22 protein-coding genes are annotated in these 20,090 nt (G+C 63.0%); 4 read left to right on the top strand and 18 right to left on the bottom strand.

All coding sequences use genetic code 11. The features are described from left to right. Positions 1–8: 8 nt before the first annotated feature. The 6 genes from flgG to flgB all read right to left on the bottom strand — a co-directional run bounded on the left by flgG (position 9) and on the right by flgB (position 4,839). Positions 9–791, bottom strand: a complete 783-nt coding sequence (gene flgG / locus CNX70_RS23375; RefSeq protein ID WP_010400781.1) for a flagellar basal-body rod protein FlgG — start codon at positions 789–791, stop codon at positions 9–11. 71 nt (positions 792–862) lie between these two features. Beyond that, positions 863–1,606, bottom strand: coding sequence for a flagellar basal body rod protein FlgF (locus tag CNX70_RS23380; RefSeq protein ID WP_096237497.1), 744 nt, complete (start codon positions 1,604–1,606; stop codon positions 863–865). A 60-nt stretch (positions 1,607–1,666) separates the two neighbouring features. After that, entirely contained in the window at positions 1,667–3,214 is a 1,548-nt protein-coding gene (locus CNX70_RS23385) for a flagellar hook protein FlgE (protein WP_096237499.1), read from the bottom strand. 54 nt (positions 3,215–3,268) lie between these two features. Beyond that, the gene (locus tag CNX70_RS23390) at positions 3,269–3,967 is read right to left on the bottom strand and encodes a flagellar hook assembly protein FlgD (RefSeq protein WP_096237500.1); all 699 of its coding nucleotides are present in this window, start codon (positions 3,965–3,967) and stop codon (positions 3,269–3,271) included. A gap of 15 nt (positions 3,968–3,982) precedes the next feature. Then, positions 3,983–4,384, bottom strand: coding sequence for a flagellar basal body rod protein FlgC (flgC, locus tag CNX70_RS23395; RefSeq protein WP_071075845.1), 402 nt, complete (start codon positions 4,382–4,384; stop codon positions 3,983–3,985). Positions 4,385–4,386: 2 nt separating this feature from the next. Then, on the bottom strand, positions 4,387–4,839 hold the full coding sequence (gene flgB / locus CNX70_RS23400; protein ID WP_096237501.1) for a flagellar basal body rod protein FlgB: 453 nt from the start codon (positions 4,837–4,839) through the stop codon (positions 4,387–4,389). 191 nt (positions 4,840–5,030) lie between these two features. Between flgB and flgA the strand changes: the two genes are divergently transcribed. The 3 genes from flgA to CNX70_RS23415 all read left to right on the top strand — a co-directional run bounded on the left by flgA (position 5,031) and on the right by CNX70_RS23415 (position 6,621). Continuing rightward, on the top strand, positions 5,031–5,726 hold the full coding sequence (gene flgA, locus CNX70_RS23405; RefSeq protein ID WP_096237502.1) for a flagellar basal body P-ring formation chaperone FlgA: 696 nt from the start codon (positions 5,031–5,033) through the stop codon (positions 5,724–5,726). Between the two features lie 110 nt (positions 5,727–5,836). Beyond that, on the top strand, positions 5,837–6,145 hold the full coding sequence (gene flgM / locus CNX70_RS23410) for a flagellar biosynthesis anti-sigma factor FlgM (RefSeq protein ID WP_034754089.1): 309 nt from the start codon (positions 5,837–5,839) through the stop codon (positions 6,143–6,145). Positions 6,146–6,153: 8 nt separating this feature from the next. Further along, positions 6,154–6,621 (top strand): flagella synthesis protein FlgN, encoded by a 468-nt coding sequence (locus tag CNX70_RS23415; RefSeq protein WP_096237503.1) that lies wholly within the window; start codon positions 6,154–6,156, stop codon positions 6,619–6,621. A gap of 50 nt (positions 6,622–6,671) precedes the next feature. On the opposite strand, the gene CNX70_RS23420 is transcribed toward CNX70_RS23415, so the two are convergent. The 11 genes from CNX70_RS23420 to CNX70_RS23470 form a co-directional block, all read right to left on the bottom strand. Then, on the bottom strand, positions 6,672–7,532 hold the full coding sequence (locus CNX70_RS23420) for a hypothetical protein (protein WP_096237504.1): 861 nt from the start codon (positions 7,530–7,532) through the stop codon (positions 6,672–6,674). A 72-nt stretch (positions 7,533–7,604) separates the two neighbouring features. Then, on the bottom strand, positions 7,605–7,967 hold the full coding sequence (locus CNX70_RS23425; RefSeq protein ID WP_096237505.1) for a translation initiation factor Sui1: 363 nt from the start codon (positions 7,965–7,967) through the stop codon (positions 7,605–7,607). 48 nt (positions 7,968–8,015) lie between these two features. After that, entirely contained in the window at positions 8,016–8,804 is a 789-nt protein-coding gene (motD, locus tag CNX70_RS23430; protein WP_096238646.1) for a flagellar motor protein MotD, read from the bottom strand. Between the two features lie 5 nt (positions 8,805–8,809). Next, positions 8,810–9,556 carry a flagellar motor protein gene (locus tag CNX70_RS23435; protein ID WP_071075840.1) on the bottom strand — a complete coding sequence of 249 codons (747 nt, stop codon included), beginning with the start codon at positions 9,554–9,556 and terminating at the stop codon, positions 8,810–8,812. Next, the gene (locus CNX70_RS23440) at positions 9,538–10,269 is read right to left on the bottom strand and encodes an RNA polymerase sigma factor FliA (protein ID WP_096237506.1); all 732 of its coding nucleotides are present in this window, start codon (positions 10,267–10,269) and stop codon (positions 9,538–9,540) included. The genes CNX70_RS23435 and CNX70_RS23440 overlap by 19 nt, the downstream gene beginning before the upstream one ends. A gap of 44 nt (positions 10,270–10,313) precedes the next feature. Further along, positions 10,314–11,177, bottom strand: a complete 864-nt coding sequence (locus CNX70_RS23445; RefSeq protein ID WP_096238647.1) for a MinD/ParA family ATP-binding protein — start codon at positions 11,175–11,177, stop codon at positions 10,314–10,316. Beyond that, positions 11,170–12,498 (bottom strand): flagellar biosynthesis GTPase FlhF, encoded by a 1,329-nt coding sequence (gene flhF / locus CNX70_RS23450; protein WP_096237507.1) that lies wholly within the window; start codon positions 12,496–12,498, stop codon positions 11,170–11,172. The genes CNX70_RS23445 and flhF overlap by 8 nt, the downstream gene beginning before the upstream one ends. Positions 12,499–12,821: 323 nt before the next feature. Continuing rightward, complete coding sequence (flhA, locus tag CNX70_RS23455; RefSeq protein ID WP_096237508.1) at positions 12,822–14,918, bottom strand: flagellar biosynthesis protein FlhA; 2,097 nt, start codon at positions 14,916–14,918, stop codon at positions 12,822–12,824. After that, positions 14,915–16,108, bottom strand: a complete 1,194-nt coding sequence (flhB, locus tag CNX70_RS23460) for a flagellar biosynthesis protein FlhB (protein WP_096237509.1) — start codon at positions 16,106–16,108, stop codon at positions 14,915–14,917. The genes flhA and flhB overlap by 4 nt, the downstream gene beginning before the upstream one ends. Positions 16,109–16,247: 139 nt before the next feature. Next, complete coding sequence (locus tag CNX70_RS23465; protein WP_096237510.1) at positions 16,248–17,246, bottom strand: fumarylacetoacetate hydrolase family protein; 999 nt, start codon at positions 17,244–17,246, stop codon at positions 16,248–16,250. Positions 17,247–17,332: 86 nt separating this feature from the next. After that, positions 17,333–18,043, bottom strand: coding sequence for a pseudouridine synthase (locus CNX70_RS23470; RefSeq protein ID WP_096237511.1), 711 nt, complete (start codon positions 18,041–18,043; stop codon positions 17,333–17,335). A gap of 257 nt (positions 18,044–18,300) precedes the next feature. Between CNX70_RS23470 and CNX70_RS23475 the strand changes: the two genes are divergently transcribed. Continuing rightward, complete coding sequence (locus CNX70_RS23475; RefSeq protein WP_096237512.1) at positions 18,301–18,666, top strand: hypothetical protein; 366 nt, start codon at positions 18,301–18,303, stop codon at positions 18,664–18,666. Between the two features lie 388 nt (positions 18,667–19,054). Here CNX70_RS23475 and CNX70_RS23480 read toward each other — a convergent pair whose 3' ends face one another. Beyond that, positions 19,055–20,056 (bottom strand): S49 family peptidase, encoded by a 1,002-nt coding sequence (locus CNX70_RS23480; protein ID WP_096237513.1) that lies wholly within the window; start codon positions 20,054–20,056, stop codon positions 19,055–19,057. Positions 20,057–20,090: the final 34 nt, after the last annotated feature.

The raw sequence follows: 20,090 nt of genomic DNA on the forward strand, positions 1-20,090 counted from the left end.
TATGAAAATTAAAGTTGCGACAATTTCTGCAGCATTTGATCGGATGTGGTGATGGCCTTGCTGTTGATCTCGTAGGCGCGCTGCGTCTGGATCATGTTGACCATTTCCTCGGCCACGTTGACGTTCGAGCTCTCGATATAGCCCTGCATCAGCACGCCGGCACCATTCGTGCCCGGGGTGTTGGTTTGCGCCACGCCGGAGGCGCCCGTTTCCATGTACAGGTTTTCGCCCTTCGACTCCAGGCCGGCCGGATTGACGAAGGTGGTCAGCTGCAGCGAGCCGATCTGCGATGGCGCCACGGTATTGGGCAAGGTCACGGAGACGGTGCCGTCGCGCGCCACGGTCAGGCTCAGCGCATTCGTCGGCACGGTGATGGCGGGCTGGATGACGAAGCCTTCGGAGGTCACCAACTGGCCATTGGCATCCGTCTGGAAAGAGCCGTCGCGCGTATAGGCGGTGGCGCCATCAGGCAGCAGCACCTGGAAGAAACCGGTGCCGTTGACCATCACGTCGCGCGAATTGCCCGACGCCTGGGGATTGCCCTGGGTATGGATGCGTTCGGTAGCCACGGTGCGCACGCCCGTGCCGATCTGCAAGCCCGACGGCAGCTGGGTTTGCTGCGACGATTGCGCACCCGGCTGGCGCACATTTTGATACAGCAAGTCTTCAAACACGGCGCGCGACTTCTTGAAGCCCGTGGTGCTGACGTTGGCCAGGTTATTGGCGATCACGTCCATCTGCGTCTGCTGCGCTTCCAGGCCGGTCTTGGCTATCCAAAGGGAACGAATCATTTTTTTCTCCAATAACAGCGCTTGCCAGCCCTGTAGACTATTTCTATGTAACCATTATGCGACCGGCTCTATCAATTCAAAGCGAGGATCTGGGTGGCTTTCGCCGCGTTATTCTCGGCATTCTTCAACAAGCTCATTTGTGTTTCGAACTGGCGCGCCAGGGCGATCATGCTGACCATCGAGTCGACGGGGCTGACATTGCTGCCTTCGAGCGCGCCCGTCGTCAATTTGACGGCCTGGTCGGCCTGCGCCAGCGTGCCATCCTTCAGGCGGAACAGGCCGTCGTCGCCGCGCACCAGTTGCTGCTCGGGCGGGTTGACCAGCTTGATGCGTCCCAGCACCGTGGACGGGCCTGGCGGCACATCCGTGGAAATCGTGCCCACCGTGCCATCGCTGGCGATGGACACCGTCACGCCCGGCGGAATGGCCAGCGGACCCGTGTCGCCCTGCACCATCAAGCCCGATTGGGTCTGCAACATGCCGTTTTCATTGAGCTTGAAGGCGCCGTTGCGCGTATAGGCTTCGGAACCGTCGGCCGACTGCACCGCGATCCAGCCGCCATTTTCCACGGCCACATCGAGCGTGCGGCCCGTGTGCTGCATGGGTCCTTGCGTGAAATCGGAACCGACCGTCGAATCGACGACAAAGGCGCGCGTCGGCATCATGCCGTCCGCCACCACGGGCACGGCGCGAAACGAGTCGAGCTGGGCACGGAAACCCGTGCTGGTGGCGTTCGCCAGGTTATTCGCCGTGGTCGCCTGCTTGTCCAGGATGTGCTTGGCGCCCGAGCCGGCGGTGTAGATGAGACGGTCCATGTGTTTTCTCCGTGCAAAACGAAAGCCGGGAGCAGTCCGAAAGAACTGCTCCCCTTACTCTTAACGCAGGTTGACGAGTGTTTGCAAGACCGAATCCTGCGTCTTGATGGTCTGCGCATTCGCCTGGTAGGCGCGCTGGGCCGTGATCATGTTGACCAGCTCGGCCGTCAAGTCCACGTTCGACACTTCGACGGCCGAGGCGCGCAAGTCGCCCAAACCGGCCGAGCTCGGCTCACCCGTCATGGGGCTGCCCGAGGTCGAGCTTTCCGCCCAGGCATTGTTGCCCAGCGGCTCCAGGCCATTCGGATTGGAAAACTTGGTCAATACCACCTGGCCCAGGTCGCGTGTCTTGCCATTGTTGTACTGGCCCTGGATCACGCCATCGGTGCCCACGACGAAACGGCTCAGCTGACCGGCCGCATAACCATCGGCCACGGTACGCTTTTCGCTGGTGGACGAACTGAGCTGGGTGGAATTGGTGAAGTCGACCTTGATCGCCAGGTTCGCATTCGCGCCCGTGGCGGGGAAGACGGGCAGGTTGACCGTCACCGGCAAGGTTTGCGGCGGCGTCAGGCCCAGCATGGCGGCCTTGTCCAGGCTGCCGACGCTGTTGAACACCAGCGAGGCCGACCTCACGGCGGGCACTTCCGTCACGGCGGCGATATTCTTGTCGATCTGGTCTGGCGTCAGGCTGGAATTGATGCCGTTGGGCACGGCGCTGCCATAGGTGGCGCTGATGGCGGCCAGCTGGGCGGGGCTGGCACCGGCCGCGGCTGCGGCGGCGCTCACGGCGGCGCCGGCCGCATTGCCATAGGCGACGGCGGCAGCCGTGATGGCCGCCGGTACCAGCGGCACGGCCGTGACGGCGGACTGGTAGGCAGCGCGCGCGGCCAGAGAGGCGGCATCGGTCTGTGCCGCGGCAGCCACTTTCGCGCTGGTAATTTCCTTGCCGTCAGTAGCCGAGTAGACATCCCAGCTATTGGTGCCCGTCTTGACATAGAAATTGGACATGGTGTGGGCATTGCCCAGCGAATCAAAAACCGGTACGGGGAATTGCTTGGTCCACGACTTTTGCTCGCCCACGCTGAACGGCACCACGGTTGGCATGGCCGAGTTGGAATCGAGGTTGACCTGGGTATCGATCTTGGTGGTCGCCTGCGGCGCCATGTCGGACGGGTCGATCTGCAGCGGTACCACGGCGCCGGCCAGGATCTTGCCGTTCACGTCGGCCGGATAGCCCGTCAGCTGGGCTTTCTGGGCATTGATGATGAAGCCGCTCTTGTCGACCTGGAACTGGCCGTTGCGCGAATACTGGATGGCACCGTTCACGCTGGTGCGGAAGAAACCGCCGCCATTGATGGCGATGTCGAGCGGATTCGACGAGCTTTCCAGGTTACCCTGGTTGAACAGCTGCGCCACTTGCGACACGGCCACGCCGATGCCGGGCTGGTTGCCGCCCACGCCATACAGCGAGTTGGCATAGATGTCGGCAAACTGCGCCTGCGATTGCTTGAAACCCACGGTGGCCGAGTTGGCGATATTGTTGCCGATGACGTCCAGCGATTTGGCGGCGCCATTCAAGCCGCTCAGGCCTTGTTGGAAAGACATTGTGTTCTCCTGGTAGAAATTAGGGGTAGAGGGTCTACGCTACAAACGAGCGGCTTACAAAATCTGTTTCACATCGGCCATGGTGATGCTGCCCACGCCCGGCACGTTCAACTTCACGCCACCGGCGCCCGTCGACACGCTGGCGACCGAACCGAACATCAGCGCCGCTGCATCCGTGAGCTTGGCGCCGCCACGCGTCGCTTCCACCGAAAAGGTATACGCGCCGTCGGCCAGCACGACCGGCTTGCCATCCTTGTCGAGCTCGGCCGTGGAGCCGTTCCAGCCCAGCGGCAAGGTACCCGCATCCTGCGGGCCCAGGTCGATGGAATGGACTTCCTTGCCCGCGCTGTTGTAGATGATGACCTTGACGCTGTCGGCCGGCGTCGCCAGGTCCACGCCCAGCAGGGCCGCGCTCTTGCTCAGGGTGACGTTCTTGCCTGCCGTCAGCACGCCGTGGCCGATGATATTGGCCGCCTGCATGGATTCGGCCTGCTGGTAGCTGGTTTTCAGCGTTTCCAGCGTGGTATTGAGCTTGTTGACGCCCGTCACCGTGGACAGCTGGGCCAGCTGGCTCGTCAGCTGCGCATTGTCCAGCGGGTTCATCGGATCCTGATTTTGCAGCTGGGTCACCAGCAGGGTCAGGAATTTGTTCGTTTCTTCCTCGACGCTGCCCTTCGCGGCCGTCGTCTTCTTCGGATTCATCGTCGCCATCAAGTCGGTGACGGTGGCGGTGCTGGTATCGATGGTTGCCATAATGGTCAGTCAGCCTTATTGGCCGAGCGTAAGGGTTTTCAGGAGCAGCGACTTGGCTGCGTTCATGGTTTCCACATTGGTCTGGTACGAGCGCGAGGCCGACAGCATGTTGACCATCTCGTCGACCGTATTCACGTTGGGCATGGTGACGTAGCCCTTTTCGTCGGCCAGCGGGTTCTTCGGGTCGTAGACCAGCTTCATCGGCGACGGATCTTCGATCACCTTCTGCACCTTGACGGCCGTGGCGCCGTTGGCCATGGGCACGGCTTCGAACACCACCTGCTTGGCGCGGTAGGCTTCGCCCGTGGCGCTGGTGGCGCTGTCGGCATTGGCCAGGTTGCTGGCCACCGTGTTCAGGCGCTGCGCCTGGGCGCTCATGGCCGAACCGGAGACGTTAAAGATATTAAATAGCGACATGATTATTGTCCTCCCTGGATGGCCGTCAGCATGCCCTTGATCTGCGAGTTGAGGAACGTCACGGCCGCCTCGTAGCGGATGGCGTTGTCGGCAAAGGCATTGCGTTCAAGATCCATGTCCACCGTATTGCCGTCGACGGCGCCCTGGGCCGGCGCGCGGTACAGCAGCGGCGTGCCGTCGGGCAGGGTCTCGACCTTGCCGCCCGTGCTGCTCCCTGCTGCAGCGGCCACGCCCTTGCCCGGCAGATGCTGCGGCGCCGTGCCCTTCAGGGCCGGCGGCACGCCATCCTTGCGCGCCATCGCCCCCTTCAGCGCGCTGGCGAAATCGACATCGCGCGCCTTGTAGTTGGGCGTATCGGCATTCGCGATATTCGAGGCGAGCAATTCCTGGCGCGTCGAGCGCAGGCTCAGCGCCGTCTCGTTGAAGCGCATGTAATCGTCGAGTTTCCCTATCATGTCAGGCTCCGGAAAGATCTGCCACTGGCGCCTGAGATGGCGGAAGGATGGCGGTATAGTGATGACAGGAAACATAGTACGGTGCCCACCGGCAAGGCCATCGCCGGATCAGACCGTACTTTTACCCCTTAATCGGCGCTTCGATCAGAGCTGCGCACACTATCATGGCACTATTCCAGAGGCCTATCACCATGAAAACACCGCTCGCTTTCTTCTTCGTTCTTGCCGCCCTGCCAATATTGGCGCAGGCGCAAAACGCCGGCCGGCAGACGCCGGAAGCGCTACGCAACAGCGTGGAACAGTTCCTGCAAGTGCAAAGCAATGGCTTGCCAGGCAAGGTGACGGTCACCGTCGGCGCCGTCGATCCGCGCCTGAACCTGGCCGCCTGCCCCGCGCCGCAAGCGTTCATGGCGCCAGGCGCGCGTGCCTGGGGCAAGACTACCGTGGGCGTGCGCTGCACGGCACCCTCCAACTGGACCATTTATTTGCAGGCCAACGTGGCCGTCGTGGGCGACTACGTGGCCAGCGCCGTGCCGCTGGCACAAGGGCAAGCCATCGACGCCAGCCAGCTGGTGACGATGCAGGGCGACCTGGCGGCATTGCCTGCAGGCATCGCCACCGACATGGCCCAGGTGGTGGGCGCCAGCACGAATATTTCCTTGCCACCAGGCACGCCGATGCGCCTCGATACCCTGCGCCGCAAACCGGTGGTCATGCAAGGCCAGCTGGTGCGCGTCGTTTCAAGTGGCAACGGTTTCCAGGTGGCATCAGAAGGACGCGCCATCGGCAGCGCCGGCGATGGCCAGACGGTGCAGGTACGCACGCAGAGCGGGCAGCAGATCAGCGGCGTGGCGCGCGCGGGTGGCATGGTGGAGGTCGCCTTTTAACGCGGATAGATAGCGATATTGTAGTCTGGCGCACTAAAGTTCCTGGATAAGATGCCGATAAGAAGTCATATCCCGGAGTTTTTTGACTTCGACCAGACGAGGATCACGCTGTGAAAATTACCGATAACACCATTAAAAGCAATCCCGGCCTGCCGGTGGCGCCCGCGAATACCTCCGGCGCCCGGAATGCCGAGAAAGCCCAGGCAACACCGACGACGTCGGACAATGTACGCCTGTCGCCGCAAGGACAGGCATTAGCGGCCAGTGCAACTGCCGGCAGCGGCGCCGTGTTCGACACGAAAAAAGTCGAACGCATCAAACTGGCGATCGCCGACGGCCAGTTCCAGGTCAACTCTGAAAAAGTGGCGGACGGTCTCCTCGACACAGTCAAGGACTTGCTGCACTCACGAAATAGATAGGTTCCCTCATGCAATCAGTGACTCCGTTTTCCAGCCTGCGCGACGAGCAACAGCTCATGACCACATTGCTGGCATTGATGAAAGAAGAACAGCGGCATCTGGTTGCGGCTGACATCGATGCAATCACGGAGCTCACGGTGCGCAAGACGGCACTCGTCGGACAATTGAGCCAACTGGCGGCGCAACGCCACCAGGCGCTGGCGGCAGCCGGTTTCACGGCCGCCGAAGCGGGCATGGAAGACTGGCTGATCAGCGCCAGCGAAGCCGAAGCGGCGCCCCTGTGGAAAGCCCTGCTCGACACCACGCGCGAAGCGAAAGAACAGAACCGGCTTAACAGCCTGCTGGTCAACAAGCACATGCTGCACACGCAAGGCGCCCTGAACGCCATGCGCCCCACGGCCCAGAGCGGCAATTTCTACGGCCCCAGCGGCCAACCGACGACGAACACGGCCAGCCGGCGCGTCGTCATCGGCTAAGTCCCTTATTTAGAGCCTATCCCCCGGCAAGGCGCAGCGGCTTTGCCAGCTCAGCCGTGCCCGGGACGCCCCGTATGCTGGCGAAATTTCGCCGCGATGGCTTGCCCCTTCGCTGCGGCGGCAGCCTGCTGCGCCGGGGTCAGCTCATCCTGCAGCCAGTGCCAGTATTCATCCTGATACGGATTGGTGACGCCGGGAGCGAGGATGTCGTCGTAGACGAGGCGCAGGGCCAGCAGGTAGCCATACGCTTGCGGCGCATCTTTCTGCACCATCTCGCCATCGCGCAGGTAGGTCATCATCAGGGTCGCCACGCTGGAGAGTTCAGCTTCATCCGCCTGCGCCGTCAGCTGGGCGATGGCTTGCCGCTTCCATGCCTGCACCAGCGGATCGTCGGGACGGTTGCGCAACGCGCTGCGGTCGCCGAACGGCCCTTCCGACAGGAACAGGGTGGCGGCGCCCGGCACGCCCGCCTTCGCGGCAGTGGCCAGGTAGCCGAGACGGTCGTCGCGCTGGCGCTGCGTCAGGCCCGCGCACAGCTGCTGCTGGGCGGCTTTTTCTTCTGCCGTCATCTCGCGGCCCAGCTCGAATTCCAGCCCCGGCAAGCGGCTTTCGCGCTGGAAGACGATGCAGTCGTCGAGCAGGTTGTAGGCCGCATACGCGTCTTCCGGCCTGCCGCTGGCGGCCAGGCGTTCGAGCCGCTGCACCAGGGAAACGACAACGGACGCGTCAGCCGCAGGGACGGAAGCATCGATATGCAAATACGATTCCAGGCTGCGCCCCGCTGGTGCGCTGGCGGCAGCGATAGCCACAGATTCCGGCGCGCCGCCGTCGGGTGCGGGCCAGTACGCCAGCGCCAGTGCTGCCGCGATGGCAGCGGCGATGGCGATGCCGGTGAGCTTGATATTCATCATGAGTGGCGTGCGTGGACTGGAAGCGCACGTTACCACAGGTGCGCGGCGGCATGCCGCACGCGGCGCGGGCGATCAGCCGCCGGCTTTTTTCGCCTGATGGCCCAGTTTGGCCAGCGCAGCCACGATGGTGTCCACGTGGTCGCCCTGCACTTCGATCACGCCATCCTTGACGGTGCCGCCCGAGCCGCACTGCGTGCGCAGCTGCTTGCCCAGCAGGGCCAGCGCGATGGCGTCCAGCGCCAGGCCTTTCACCACGCTGACGCTCTTGCCGCCGCGGCCCTTGGTCTGGCGCGACACGCGCACCACGCCATCGCCCGCAGGCGCCACCTTGGCCTGCGCCTTGCACGCGCATTGCGCCAGCGGCAGGCGGCAGGCGGGACACATGCGGCCCGTTTCAGTGGAATACACGAGACCGCCCAGGGAACTGCTTTTCATGATGGAGAGATAAAAAGGGAGAAGGCGCGATTGTACCAAGCGCCGGGTTCAGTTGGCGGGAGCAGGTGCCGGTGCGACGGGCGGCGTCGGCACTTCCGTCACCGTCTCGGGGATGCCCGACAAAATCGTCACGGCGACCCTGCGGTTGCGCGCGCGCCCTTCCGGCGTTGCGTTCGGCGCCACGGGGATGTTGTCGGCGTGGCCCACGGCCGTCAGGCGCGACGCTTGCACGCCGCTGGCGATGAACAGGCGCACCACGGCGCTGGCGCGCGCGGCCGACAATTCCCAGTTCGAGGCAAAGGTCGAATTGCTGATCGGCTGCACATCCGTATGTCCTTCTACCTGCACGTCGTGCGTGTCATCCTTGAGCAGCACGGCCACGGCGCGCAAGGCCTGGTCCGACTCCATCGTCAGCCCTGCGGCGCCCGGATCGAACAGCACGCTGGCATTGATTTCCACGCTCACGCCGCGGCTCGTCTGCGTGACCCGCACCTTGCCTTCCTTGACCAGCGGCGCCAGCGTGGACGTCAGGTCCTGCGCCAGGCGCGTCATGTGTTCGCGCTCGCGGCGGATGGCTTCCGTGCGGCGTTTCAGGGCGGGGTTCGGCAGCGCAATGGCTTGCGGCGCTTCCATGATGATGGGCGGCGCGCCCTTTTCCAGGCTGAAGGCCTGGCCGATGGCATTCTGGAAGACGCGGTACTTGCCTTCGTTGACTTGCGAAATCGCGTACATGACGACGAAAAAGGCGAACAGCAAGGTGATGAAGTCGGCGTACGAGATCAGCCAGCGGTCCTGGTTGTCCGGCTCCTCGTCATACTTCCTGCGCGCGCGCCGCATCATGCTCAGTGCTCGTGCAGCAGGCTGGCCACGCGCTCTTCGATGATGCGCGTGTGGTCGCCCGTGGCGATGTCGTACAGCACGGCGGCCGTGATTTCATACTGCAGTACGCGGCGCGAAACGATGGCCTTGAGTTTGTTCGCCACCGGCAGGAACAGCAGATTGGCCAGGCCGACGCCATAAATCGTCGAGACAAACGCCACGGCGATGCCGCTGCCCAGCTTACTCGGGTCGGTGAGGTTTTCCATCACGTGGATCAGGCCCAGCACGGCGCCCAGGATGCCGATGGTGGGCGAATAGCCGGCCGCCGATTCCCACACCTTGACGGCCTGGCGTTCGGCCATCTCGTAGGCGGAGATTTCCACGTCGAGCAACTGGCGCAGCTTGTCGGGCGCGATGCCGTCGACGATCATGCGCAAGCCCTTGGCATTGAAGCGGTCGGCCGTGTTTTCCATCAGGCGTTCGAGCGCCAGCGGGCCGTCGCGGCGCGCCGTCAAACTCCATTGCCCGATGTCGCGCGCCAGCGCGGCACGCGTGTCGGCTGGCGGCAGGAAGACCCAGCGCAGCATTTCCAGGCCGCGCACGAAGGTGCGCAGCCGCGTTTGCAGCAGCACGGCGCCGAAGGTGCCAATGACCACGATGGCAAAGGCGGCCGGCTGCAGCAGGGAGGCCATCTTGCCGCCTTCCAGTGCCTGGCCGACCAGCAGGCCGGCCAGCGCCAGCGCCAGCCCGATTACGCTGGACCAGTCCACGCCAGCTCCCTCAAGGTTGCCCGCAGGCGCGCGACGGCCTGGGTATGCAGCTGCGAGACGCGCGATTCGGACACGCCCATCACCGCGCCGATCTCCTTCAGGTTCAGCTCTTCTTCGTAGTACAGGCCCATGAGCATTTTCTCGCGTGGCGGCAGCGCGTCGATGGCATCGATCACGGATTGCCGGAAATCGGTATCGAGCAGGGACCGCAAGGGGTCGCTGTTCTCGTCCACGCAATGGCGGTCGAGAAAGCTGTCATTGCCGTCCGGGTCATGAAAGTCTTCGTAGTACAGCAACTGGTGGCCGCCGCCGTCGCCCAGCATTTCCTGGTAGTCGACCAGCGACATTTTCAGCAATTTTGCCACTTCCGACTCCGTCGGCGGGTGTCCCAGGCGCTGCTGCAAAATGCTCATCGCCTCTTCGATCTTGCGCATGTTCTGGCGCATGCTGCGCGGCAGCCAGTCGCTGGTGCGCAATTCGTCGAGCATGGCGCCGCGGATACGCAGCACGGCATACGTCTCGAACTGTGCGCCATGCGTCTCTTCATAGCGGCTGATGGCGTCGAGCAGGCCGATCATGCCGGCCTGGATCAGGTCATCGACCTCGACCGAAGGCGGCAATTTCGCCTTCATATGGTGCGCCAGACGCTTCACCAGCGGAATGTGCTCCGTCAGCAAATAGTCCTTGTTCGATTTCCCTTTGACCGTGTACATAGGCTGCTTATTGTTTTAACTGCTATCGTGTGCTGATGATGGATTCAGACGCTGAACTGGTGCGGGCTCCCCGTCTGGTACAAGGTGCCACCGAGCACCGGCGCCGCCGAACGGGCCAGCCGCTCGGCCAGTCCGCGAAACGCCACCGAGGCTCCCGCCAGCGGAAAGGCATCGACCACGCTGCGGCCCAGACGCGCCGCGCGGTGCAGATACTCATCGGCAGGTACCGACCCCATCGAGGTCAGTTTCACGGCCAGGTAGCGGCTCGCCGCCTGCGCCATATTATCGTATACCACTTTTGCCTCGGATTCGGAAGCGCCGGTGACGAGAATGCCGAACGGACGACGTCCCAGCTCCTGGCTCAGGCGCTTGATCAGGCAGTACGCGGCCTTGATCGAGGTGGCACTGGTCGACACTTGCACCACGATATCGGACGAGGCCATCAGCGGCACGGGGAAGCATGCACCCGCGTCGGCCATGATGCCGTCGACCAGCACGATGCCGCTCTGGCGCGCCAGCACCTCGAAGGTCTTGCCAAGGCGGCGCAGTTCTTCCTCGCCCGCATAGTCCATGCTGTCCATCAGGTGGTTGCGCGCGCCCAGGCTGGCCACGCCGAAGCCTTGCGGCACCTGGTGGATGACCTGGTTCAAGGCGCACTGCTGGCGCGCCACGTCGCGCAGGCTGGCACCGTGCGCCAGTCCCAGGCGCGCGGCGACGCCGTCGCTGCCGCCGCTGGCGTCGAGCAGCAGCACGTCATTGCCGCCGTAGACCAGCGAGGCGCCCAGGTTGACCAGCATGGCGCCCTTGTCGTCCTGCGGCGTGGCCGATAAAAATGTCATGACGCGCGGCTGCGGGCCAGCCAGCATGCGGCGCAAGCCTTCGGCCTGGTCGAAATCGAAATTAGCCAAGGCGCACCCCGCGCGCTTCATTGTTGCGGGCGGCCGCTTGCGCCATCAAGAGCGGCAGTTCGGCATCGGAAAACTGCGTCGCCGCCGCATCGCGCTTGAGCTTGAAGGCGCGGTCGATCAGGTAGCCGCGGTCGGCCAGGTACAGGTCTTCCGGCACGCGCTGGCCGTTCGACACATAAAACAGGTTGAGTTTCTGGCGGATCACCACGTCGAGCACATTGCCGATCGAGGCCGCTTCATCGAGCTTGGTCATGATGCAGCCGGCCAGACCGCTGCCCTGGTAGGCGCGCACCACTTCGTTCAAGGTTTCCTGCGTCGCCGTGGAGTTCAGGCACAGCAAACGTTTCACGTCGGCGCCGGCACCCGACAGCATGGCCACCTGTTCCGTCACCATCTGGTCGCGCTGGCTCACGCCCACCGTATCGATCAGCACCGTGTGCTTGTTCTTCAATTCTTTCAAGGCGATGCGCAAGTCCGCTTCATCCTTCACCGAATGCACCATCACGCCGAGGATCTTGCCGTAGATGCGCAGCTGTTCGTGCGCGCCGATACGATAGGCGTCCGTGGTGATCAGGGCCAGCTTTTCCGGGCCGTGGCGCATCACGCAGCGGGCCGCCAGCTTGGCCGTGCTGGTGGTCTTGCCGACACCGGTCGGGCCGACCAGCGCAAACACGCCGCCCTGCTCCAGCATGGCGTCTTCATTGGCGACCGTATTCAGATTGCGGCTGAGGACAGTCTTGATCCAGCGCATGCTTTGCGCGCCATCGAGGCCGGCGGGCAGCTTGTCGATCAGGTAGCGCGCCAGGCTGGCCGAGAAACCGGCGGCCAGCATTTCGCGCAGCACCACGGCTTTTTGCGGCTCGCGCTGCTGCGTCGAGCCCCACGAGATTTCCGCCAGCTGGGTTTCCATCATGCCGCGCATGGCGCGGATTTCATTCATCATGCCGCTCATCTCGGCGGCGGCGTTCTCTTTGACGTGCGCCAGCGCGCTGGCCATCATCTGCTGCATGCGGGCCATGTCCACTGGCTCGCCGGCAGCCTGGCGCGGTGCGGCAGGACGTGGCGCAGCCGGGCGCTGGGCCGGGGCAGCCTGACGCTGCGGCGTGGCGAACTGGGTCTGCAACTGGGGACGGGGCTGGGACATTTCGGACGCGGCCGGCGGCGACGCCAGCGAAGCGGCATCGTCATTGGCCAGCGCGAGGATTTCCACCACGCCATCGGCCTGGCGGTTCGACAGGATCACGGCATCGGGACCCAGCGCTTCGCGCACCTTGCGCAGCGCATCGCGCGACGAGGCGCCCGTAAATTTCTTCACATTCATGACCGGCCTCCCAGGGCGGGGGTGGCGCAATATTGGCTGAACTGTGTGACCATCGTCGACTCCTGTTGCTTGGGTGCTGTCTTCCACATGGACACAGATCACCCGGACAGTTTCCATTATTAGCGATGCTTGGAGGAAATGATCGAAGGAACAGGACGGGAAAGTACCCGTTATTCAGTTTGCCGGCAGGAAATTGATTAAAAAATAAGCAAAAAGGCGGCAACCCGTCGCTTCGCGATCGGAGTGCGCCCCCATTGGGACGCACTCCCCCATCGGGTTCGACCCCGGCCCTTCGCTTGGGTTTGCGGTCTTAACAATGCCGACTATTGCGCGCCCACCAGGCTGGTGACGCGAATCGTCTTGGTTTCCGGCACTTCCGCATGCGACAGCACCTTCAGCTGCGGCAAGGCGCGGCGCAGGAAACGCGACAGCAGGGCGCGCAGCGGCGCCGGCACCAGCAGCACCGGCGTCAGGCCCAGCGCTTCCTGCTGCTGCGCGGCCAGCCCTGCCTGGTGGGCGATGGTATCGGCCAGGCCCGGCTCGATGCCGGCGCCGTCGCCGCCATTGCCCATGGCTTGCATCAGCAGGCGCTCCAGGCGGCTGTCCAGGGTCATCACGGACAATTCGGCGGCACCGGGGAACAGTTGCTGCACGATGGCGCGGCCCAGGGATACGCGCACCAGCGCCGTCAGCTCGTTCGGGTCTTGCGTATTGACCGTATGCTCGGCCAGGGTTTCGATGATGCTGCGCATGTCGCGGATGTGCACGCCCTCGGCCAGCAGGTTCTGCAGCACCTTTTGCAAGGTCGACAGCGACAACATCTTCGGCACCAGGTCTTCCACCAGGCGCGGCGCATCCTTGCCCAGGTGATCGAGCAGGGACTGCACTTCCGCGCGGCCCAGCAGTTCGGAAGCGTGCGAGGTGATCAGGTGGTTCAAGTGCGTGGCCACCACGGTGCCCGCATCGACGACCGTGTAGCCCATCGATTGCGCCTGGTCACGCAAGCTGGCGTCGATCCAGGTGGCGGGCAAGCCGAACGCGGGATCGCTGGTGGCCACACCCGGCAAGGCGCCGCTGGCCATGCCGGGATTGATGGCCAGGAACTGCCCGTTAAACGCTTCGCCCACGCCCACTTCCACGCCCTTGAGGGTGATGCGGTAGGCGGACGGCTTCAATTCCAGGTTGTCCCGGATATGCACGGGCGGCGCCAGAAAGCCCACTTCCTGGGCAAATTTCTTGCGGATGCCCTTGATGCGCTTGAGCAATTCGCCGCCCTGCGTCTTGTCGACCAGGGGAATCAGGCGGTAGCCCACTTCCAGGCCCAGGGTATCGACGGGCATGATGTCTTGCCAGCTAGCTTCTTCCTGCTCGGGCGCCACGGTGGCTTGCGGCACGTCGGCCGGCCTCTCGGCCGCTTCTTTTTCCTGCGTGCGTTTCTTGCTGATCAGATAGGCGGAGCCGGCCAGCGCGGAGGCCAGCAGCAGGAAGACCATGTTCGGCATGCCGGGAATCAAGCCCATGCCGCCGATGATGCCGGCGGTGATATACAGTACTTGCGGTTTCGCAAACAGCTGCCCCACCAGCTGGGTGCCGATGTCCTGGTCGCTGGCCACGCGCGAGACGACGATACCGGCCGCCGTGGAAATGATCAGCGAAGGAATCTGTGCCACCAGGCCGTCACCGATGGCCAGCAGGGTGTAGTTCTTGAGCGCGTCGGCAAAGCCCATGTCGTGCTGCAGCAAACCCACCAGCAAGCCGCCGATGATATTGATGACGGTGACCATGATGCCGGCGATGGCGTCGCCGCGCACGTATTTGCTGGCACCGTCCATGGCGCCATAGAATTCCGCTTCCTGCGCCACTTCCGTGCGGCGGCGGCGCGCTTCGTCTTCGCCGATCAGGCCGGCGTTCAGGTCGGCATCGATGGCCATCTGTTTACCAGGCATGGCGTCCAGCGCGAAACGGGCGCCCACCTCGGCGATACGGCCCGCACCCTTGGTCACGACGGTAAAGTTGATGATGGTCAAAATGATGAACACCACGATACCGACCGTGTAGTTGCCGCCGATCAGGAAGTGACCGAACGCTTCAATCACTTTACCGGCCGCGTCGGCGCCCGTATGGCCTTCCGTCAGCACCACGCGCGTGGACGCCACGTTCAGCGACAGGCGCAGCATGGTCGACACCAGCAGGATGGTCGGGAAGGCCATGAAGTCGAGCGGCTTGACCGTGTACAGCGCCGTCAGCAGCACGATGATGGACAGCGCGATATTGAAACTGAAAAAGATGTCGAGGATAAAGGCCGGCAGCGGCAGCACCATCATCGCCAGCAGCATGATGATGATGATCGGCGCGGCGAGACCCTTGCTGGCGTTGCCGCTCATACCGCTGAGCCAGGCTGGCAATCTCAGGCCGTTCATGGTGTACTTCCTTTATTCTTGTCTGCCGCGTCTGCTGCGGCCTTGATCTGCGATGCGGGGTCGAGCGGATCGAGCTCGGGCGGCACGTCGAGTTTTTTCGGCTTGTCGGGCCGCTGGCCATGGCCACTGCCGTAGCTGCGCAGCTGGAACACATACGCCAGCACTTCGGCCACGGCGCCATACAGCGCCTCGGGGATCTCGTCGCCGATGTCCGTGTGCTGGTACAGCGCACGCGCCAGGGCCGGCGCTTCCAGGATGGCGACCTTGTGTTCGCCCGCCAGTTCGCGGATCTTCGCCGCCACCTCGTCGATACCCTTGGCCACCACCTGCGGCGCGCCACGCGAATTCTCGCCATACTTCAAGGCCACCGCGTAGTGGGTAGGATTGGTCACCACCACATCGGCCGTCGGCACGTCGGCCATCATGCGGCGGCGCGACATTTCATGCTGCATCTGGCGAATCTTTGCCTTGATCTGCGGATTGCCGTCCGACTCCTTCGACTCTTGCTTGACTTCCTGCAAAGACATTTTCATCTTGTTGGCGTAATGCCACATCTGGTACGGGCCGTCGATGGCGGCGATCAGGCCCAGCGCGCCCACGATCATCAGGAAGGCCGTAATCAACAGGCTGATCAGATGGGCCGAACCGGCGCGCAAGGATTCGACCGACAGGCCCAGCACGGCGTCTTTCTGGTGCTGCATCACCATCCAGGCGACGACGCCGACGACGAGCGTCTTGGCGATGGCCTTGAGCAATTCCACCAGCGCATTCTTCGAAAACATATTGCCCAGGCCGCGAATCGGGTTGAGCTTGCCAAAATTGGGGGTGAATGCCTTGGAACTGAACAGCCAGCCCCCAACCAGCACGGGCGAAGCAAGGGCGACGAGCATGATCGCCAGCGCGTACGGCAGGCAAGTCAGCAAGACGGAACCCACGTCGTAGCCGATGCGCAACATCATCGCGTCGGGATTGAGGATTTGCTCCCGGTCCAGGGTCAGGCCGGAGACCATGACGGCCGTCAGCCGGCGCACGATGGCGTCACCGGCAAACCACAGGCAGCAGCCGGACGCCATCAACACCGTAAACGTGGCCACTTCACGCGATCGCGGAACGTCGCCTTCCTCACGCGCCTGCTCGAGGCGCTTCGGTGACGCGGCTTCGGTCTTTTCTGCGTCGCTGTCTTCCGACATCAATCAACTCCGGTGAAGTCCTGCAGCCTGGTTAGGCGCAATACGGACTGGGCATGACGCATTATCGGTTCAAGTGTGCGGACGCCATCGGCGGAACAGGGGCACAATTCCCCTGTATTTCCCTTTGCCTAGATGAAACTTAACGCGACTTGCGCGCCTCGGCCTGCTTGACGGTCTGCTCGATGGCACCAAACAGCGACTTGCCGTCATCGCCCTGCATTTCCAGTCGAACAACATCACCGAACAGCAAATAGGGTGTGCTGGCGACGCCATCGGCGATCATCTCCTGGTGACGTCGCTCAACGATGCTGGAAAATCCCTTTTTAATTTCCTTGTTGGCGACACCGCCCGCACTGACCACGCTGCCGGCGCGCGCGTTGCGCGTCTGGCACAGATGCGCAAGCAATTGCGGATAATTAAACGCCATGTCGGCGCCCGCGTGGGGCTGGCCCGTCAATTTTCCGTTCAGGCTGCAGCGCAGCGCGTAATGCACCTTGCCGCCGCGCCAGGCATCGCCCAGCTCGTCAGGCGTGATGGCCACCGGTGAGCAAGCCATGGCCGGCTTCGATTGCAGGAAGCCGCAGCCGCTGGCCTGCTCCTCGGGCGCCAGATTGCGCAGAGTAATATCGTTGACCAGCATCAACAGCTTGATGTTCAGGTGCGCCTGGTCCGGCGTCGAGCCCATGGCCACGTCATCCGTGATGGCGGCGATGCCCGCCTCGTAATCGATGCCCCACTGTTCGTGCGCCAGGGTGATGTCGTCGTGAGCGCCGAGGAAATCATCGCTGGCCCCCTGGTACAGGCGCGGCGCTTCGCGCAAGTTGGTGGGCACATCAACGCCAGCGGCCTTGCAGGCCCGCTCGATCTGCTGCAGGTAAGATGCGCCAGCCACGCGCAGGCTGCTGCGCGGCAAGGGCGCCATGCAGTTGGCAGGGTCGAACTCGAAGGCGCGATGGCCGCGGCCGCTATTGATGGTCTGGTACAGCAAATCGAGCTGGGGCGCGATGAAACTCCAGTCGTCGAGCGCCTTTTGCAAGGTCGAGGCGATGCCATCGGCCAGATGGGCCGTTTTCAGGTCGCGCGAGACGACAGCCAGCTGGCCGTCGCGCGTGCCGTCTTTCAAAGTTGCTAATTTCATGTACGGGAAACTTCGTCTAGGCAGGCAATGGAGGCTAAAGACGTCAAAAAGCCGGGAAATCCCCGGCTTTGACGGTCAGGAGGGATTTACGCCAGCAGCGCGATCTGCTCGGGAGTCAGATAACACCACTCGCCTTCGGCAATGCCCAGCGACTCCAGCGTCAGGCTGCCGATGGCGGAACGGTGCAGCGCGCTGCAATGGTTGCCGGCGGCGGCCAGCATGCGCTTGACCTGGTGGTATTTGCCTTGTTCGAGCACGATTTCCAGCTGGAATTCTCCACGCTGGACGCAGACGAGGGCCGCCAGCGGGGCCGGTTCGTCGTGCAATTGCACGCCAGCCAAGAGCTGCGCCACCAGTTCATCGGTCACGGGCGCTTGCGTGGTAGCCTGATAAATCTTGGGAACATGACGCTTCGGCGACGATTGCGCATGGATAAAGGGGCCATCGTCGGACATCAGCAGCATGCCGGTCGTATCGTGGTCGAGCCGGCCGACGGGTTGGACTTCGCGCCAGGTGAACTGTTCCGGCAGCAGGGTCAGCACGCCCGGGTGATGGCTGGGCTTGCGCGAGCATTCGAAGTTGGCGGGCTTGTTCAGCGCCAGGTACAGGTGCGCGCGGTATACCCACTCTTCTTCAAACACGTGCAGCACCAGGCCTTCGGTCTCGACGGTGGTGCGGTAAGTGGTCTGGGTGACGCCATCGATGACGACATCGCCATCTTCGATGAGGGAACGACAATATTTACGGGTGCCAAAACCCTGCGATTGCAGGATGCGGTCTAGGGATAATTTACTCATGGGCGTGACTTTACCAGAAGCGGCTGGCAGCGTGAAGCGGCGGCGCGCGGCGCCTGCACCAGCCGGCGCACCGTGCGTCAGCCTTGCGCAGGCACAGATACGGCGATGCACAAGGTGAGATTTCGATATAAATGGCCCATTCCTTTGAGATATATCAAGCGCTCGGAATATCGCATTGATAGACTGAAACTTCGTTAGGAATCCGCCTAACGTACTTTAGGAATTGTGGCAGTCGCCACCCCTCATAAGGACATTGTATGAAGCATACCGATACCATCGCCTTACAAGGCAGCATCGCCGACATGCGCCAGCGCATCGCCGTAGAACAGGCGGCCATGCACAAGGTCAGACTCGGCGTGGCGCGCTGGCGCAACACCCCTGCGCCGCAGGATGCGGACGCGCCACCATCGCCAGCGAGCCAGACGCACTGGCATGCCGAGGTGCAATGCCAGTTCATGTGCTGGCTGGAACTGGGCGGTTTTGCGCACGCGGATGCGGCAGCCGACAAGGTGAGCGCGCCCGCCATGACGGACATGCCACCCGACATCAGCGCCAGCTCCGGCAACAACACAGCAGCGGCGCCGGCTCCCCTGCCCGCACACTGTAACGGCTGCGCCGCCTGAGCGCGCCACCATCGGCCCTGCCATGCCCTACCCCGCATGCCTGCCTTGCCAGCCAGACCAGATCACGCATTGCACGATGCCAGCCCACCCGGCACGAACGACGCACAAAAGGAAACGGCGGCATTGCGCCGCCGTTCCCAAGCCCCATCGGGACTTCAGTGAGGAATGTAAATTCACTCAAAACCACATCTGCGATGCGGCGAGTAGTTCCAAGACCTGCCAATCAAGTTAGCATTGACCACATACTGACAACATAGTTGATATATCGCCCCTCCTTGAAAAGAACTACGCTTTCACTATAGCCCAAGCAGCCCCTTTTTCAAGCCAAATTACCATCTTATTGAAAATCATTCTCGACTGGCTTGCTTGTCAGCCAAGAGTAATGCCTTCAACGCAACGCCGGTTGTGACTGCTGTACGGCCGCCTTCATGGCGCCTGCGCCCATGGCGGCGCCAAATTTTTTCAGCACCCGCTCCGGCAAGCCTTCATGCTGCGTGTAGTCGACGATGTCTTCCGCCTTGACGACATCGCGCGCCACGCTGTCGACCGTGCCGAAATCGTCGGCCAGGCCCATTTCCACGGCTTTCGCGCCCGTCCAGTACAGGCCCGAGAAGGTATCCGGTGTTTCCTTCAGGCGCTTGCCCCGTCCCGTGCGCACCACGTCGATGAATTGCTGGTGGATTTCATTGAGCATGCCTTGCGCATACGCCTTGTGCTTTTCCGTCAGGGGGCTGAACGGGTCCATGAAGCCCTTGTTCTCACCCGCCGTCAGCAGGCGGCGCTCGACGCCCACCTTTTCCATCACGCCCGTAAAGCCGAAGCCATCCATCAGCACGCCGATGGAGCCGACCACGCTGGCCTTGTTGACATAGATTCGGTCGGCGGCGGCGGCGATGTAATAGCCGCCCGAGGCGCACATTTCATCGACCACCACATACAAGGGCTTGTCCGGATAGCCCTTGCGCAGGCGCTGCATCTCGTCGACGATCATGCCGGCCTGCACGGGACTGCCGCCCGGACTATTAATGTGCAGCACCACGGCCACGGAACCGGCATCGGAAAATGCCTTGTCGAGCGCGGGGATGACGACGGCGGCCGAGCCGCTGCCTTCAGACTCGATGGCGCCGCTGATGTCGATCAGGGCCGTGTGGCGCCCCAGGGTCTCGCTGTCGTCGGCCGTGTTGTAGTCATAAAACACCCACAGGGCGAACAGCACGATCAGCAGGCCGAACACCTTGAAAAAGATGCTCCAGCGGCGGTGCGCGCGTTGCTCTTGCAAAGTGGCAAATACCAGCTTTTCCAGCACATCGCGCTCCCAGTTCCCCGCAGGTGCGCCGTGGCCGGCGGCTGGCGCGCTGCTGTCCAGCTTGTCATTCGTGTTTTCGCTCATGGTTCACTTTGTTTAAATTGCAATAATGCCTGTG

Source organism: Janthinobacterium svalbardense (assembly GCF_002327145.1).
In the GTDB taxonomy this organism is placed as follows: domain Bacteria; phylum Pseudomonadota; class Gammaproteobacteria; order Burkholderiales; family Burkholderiaceae_D; genus Janthinobacterium; species Janthinobacterium tructae.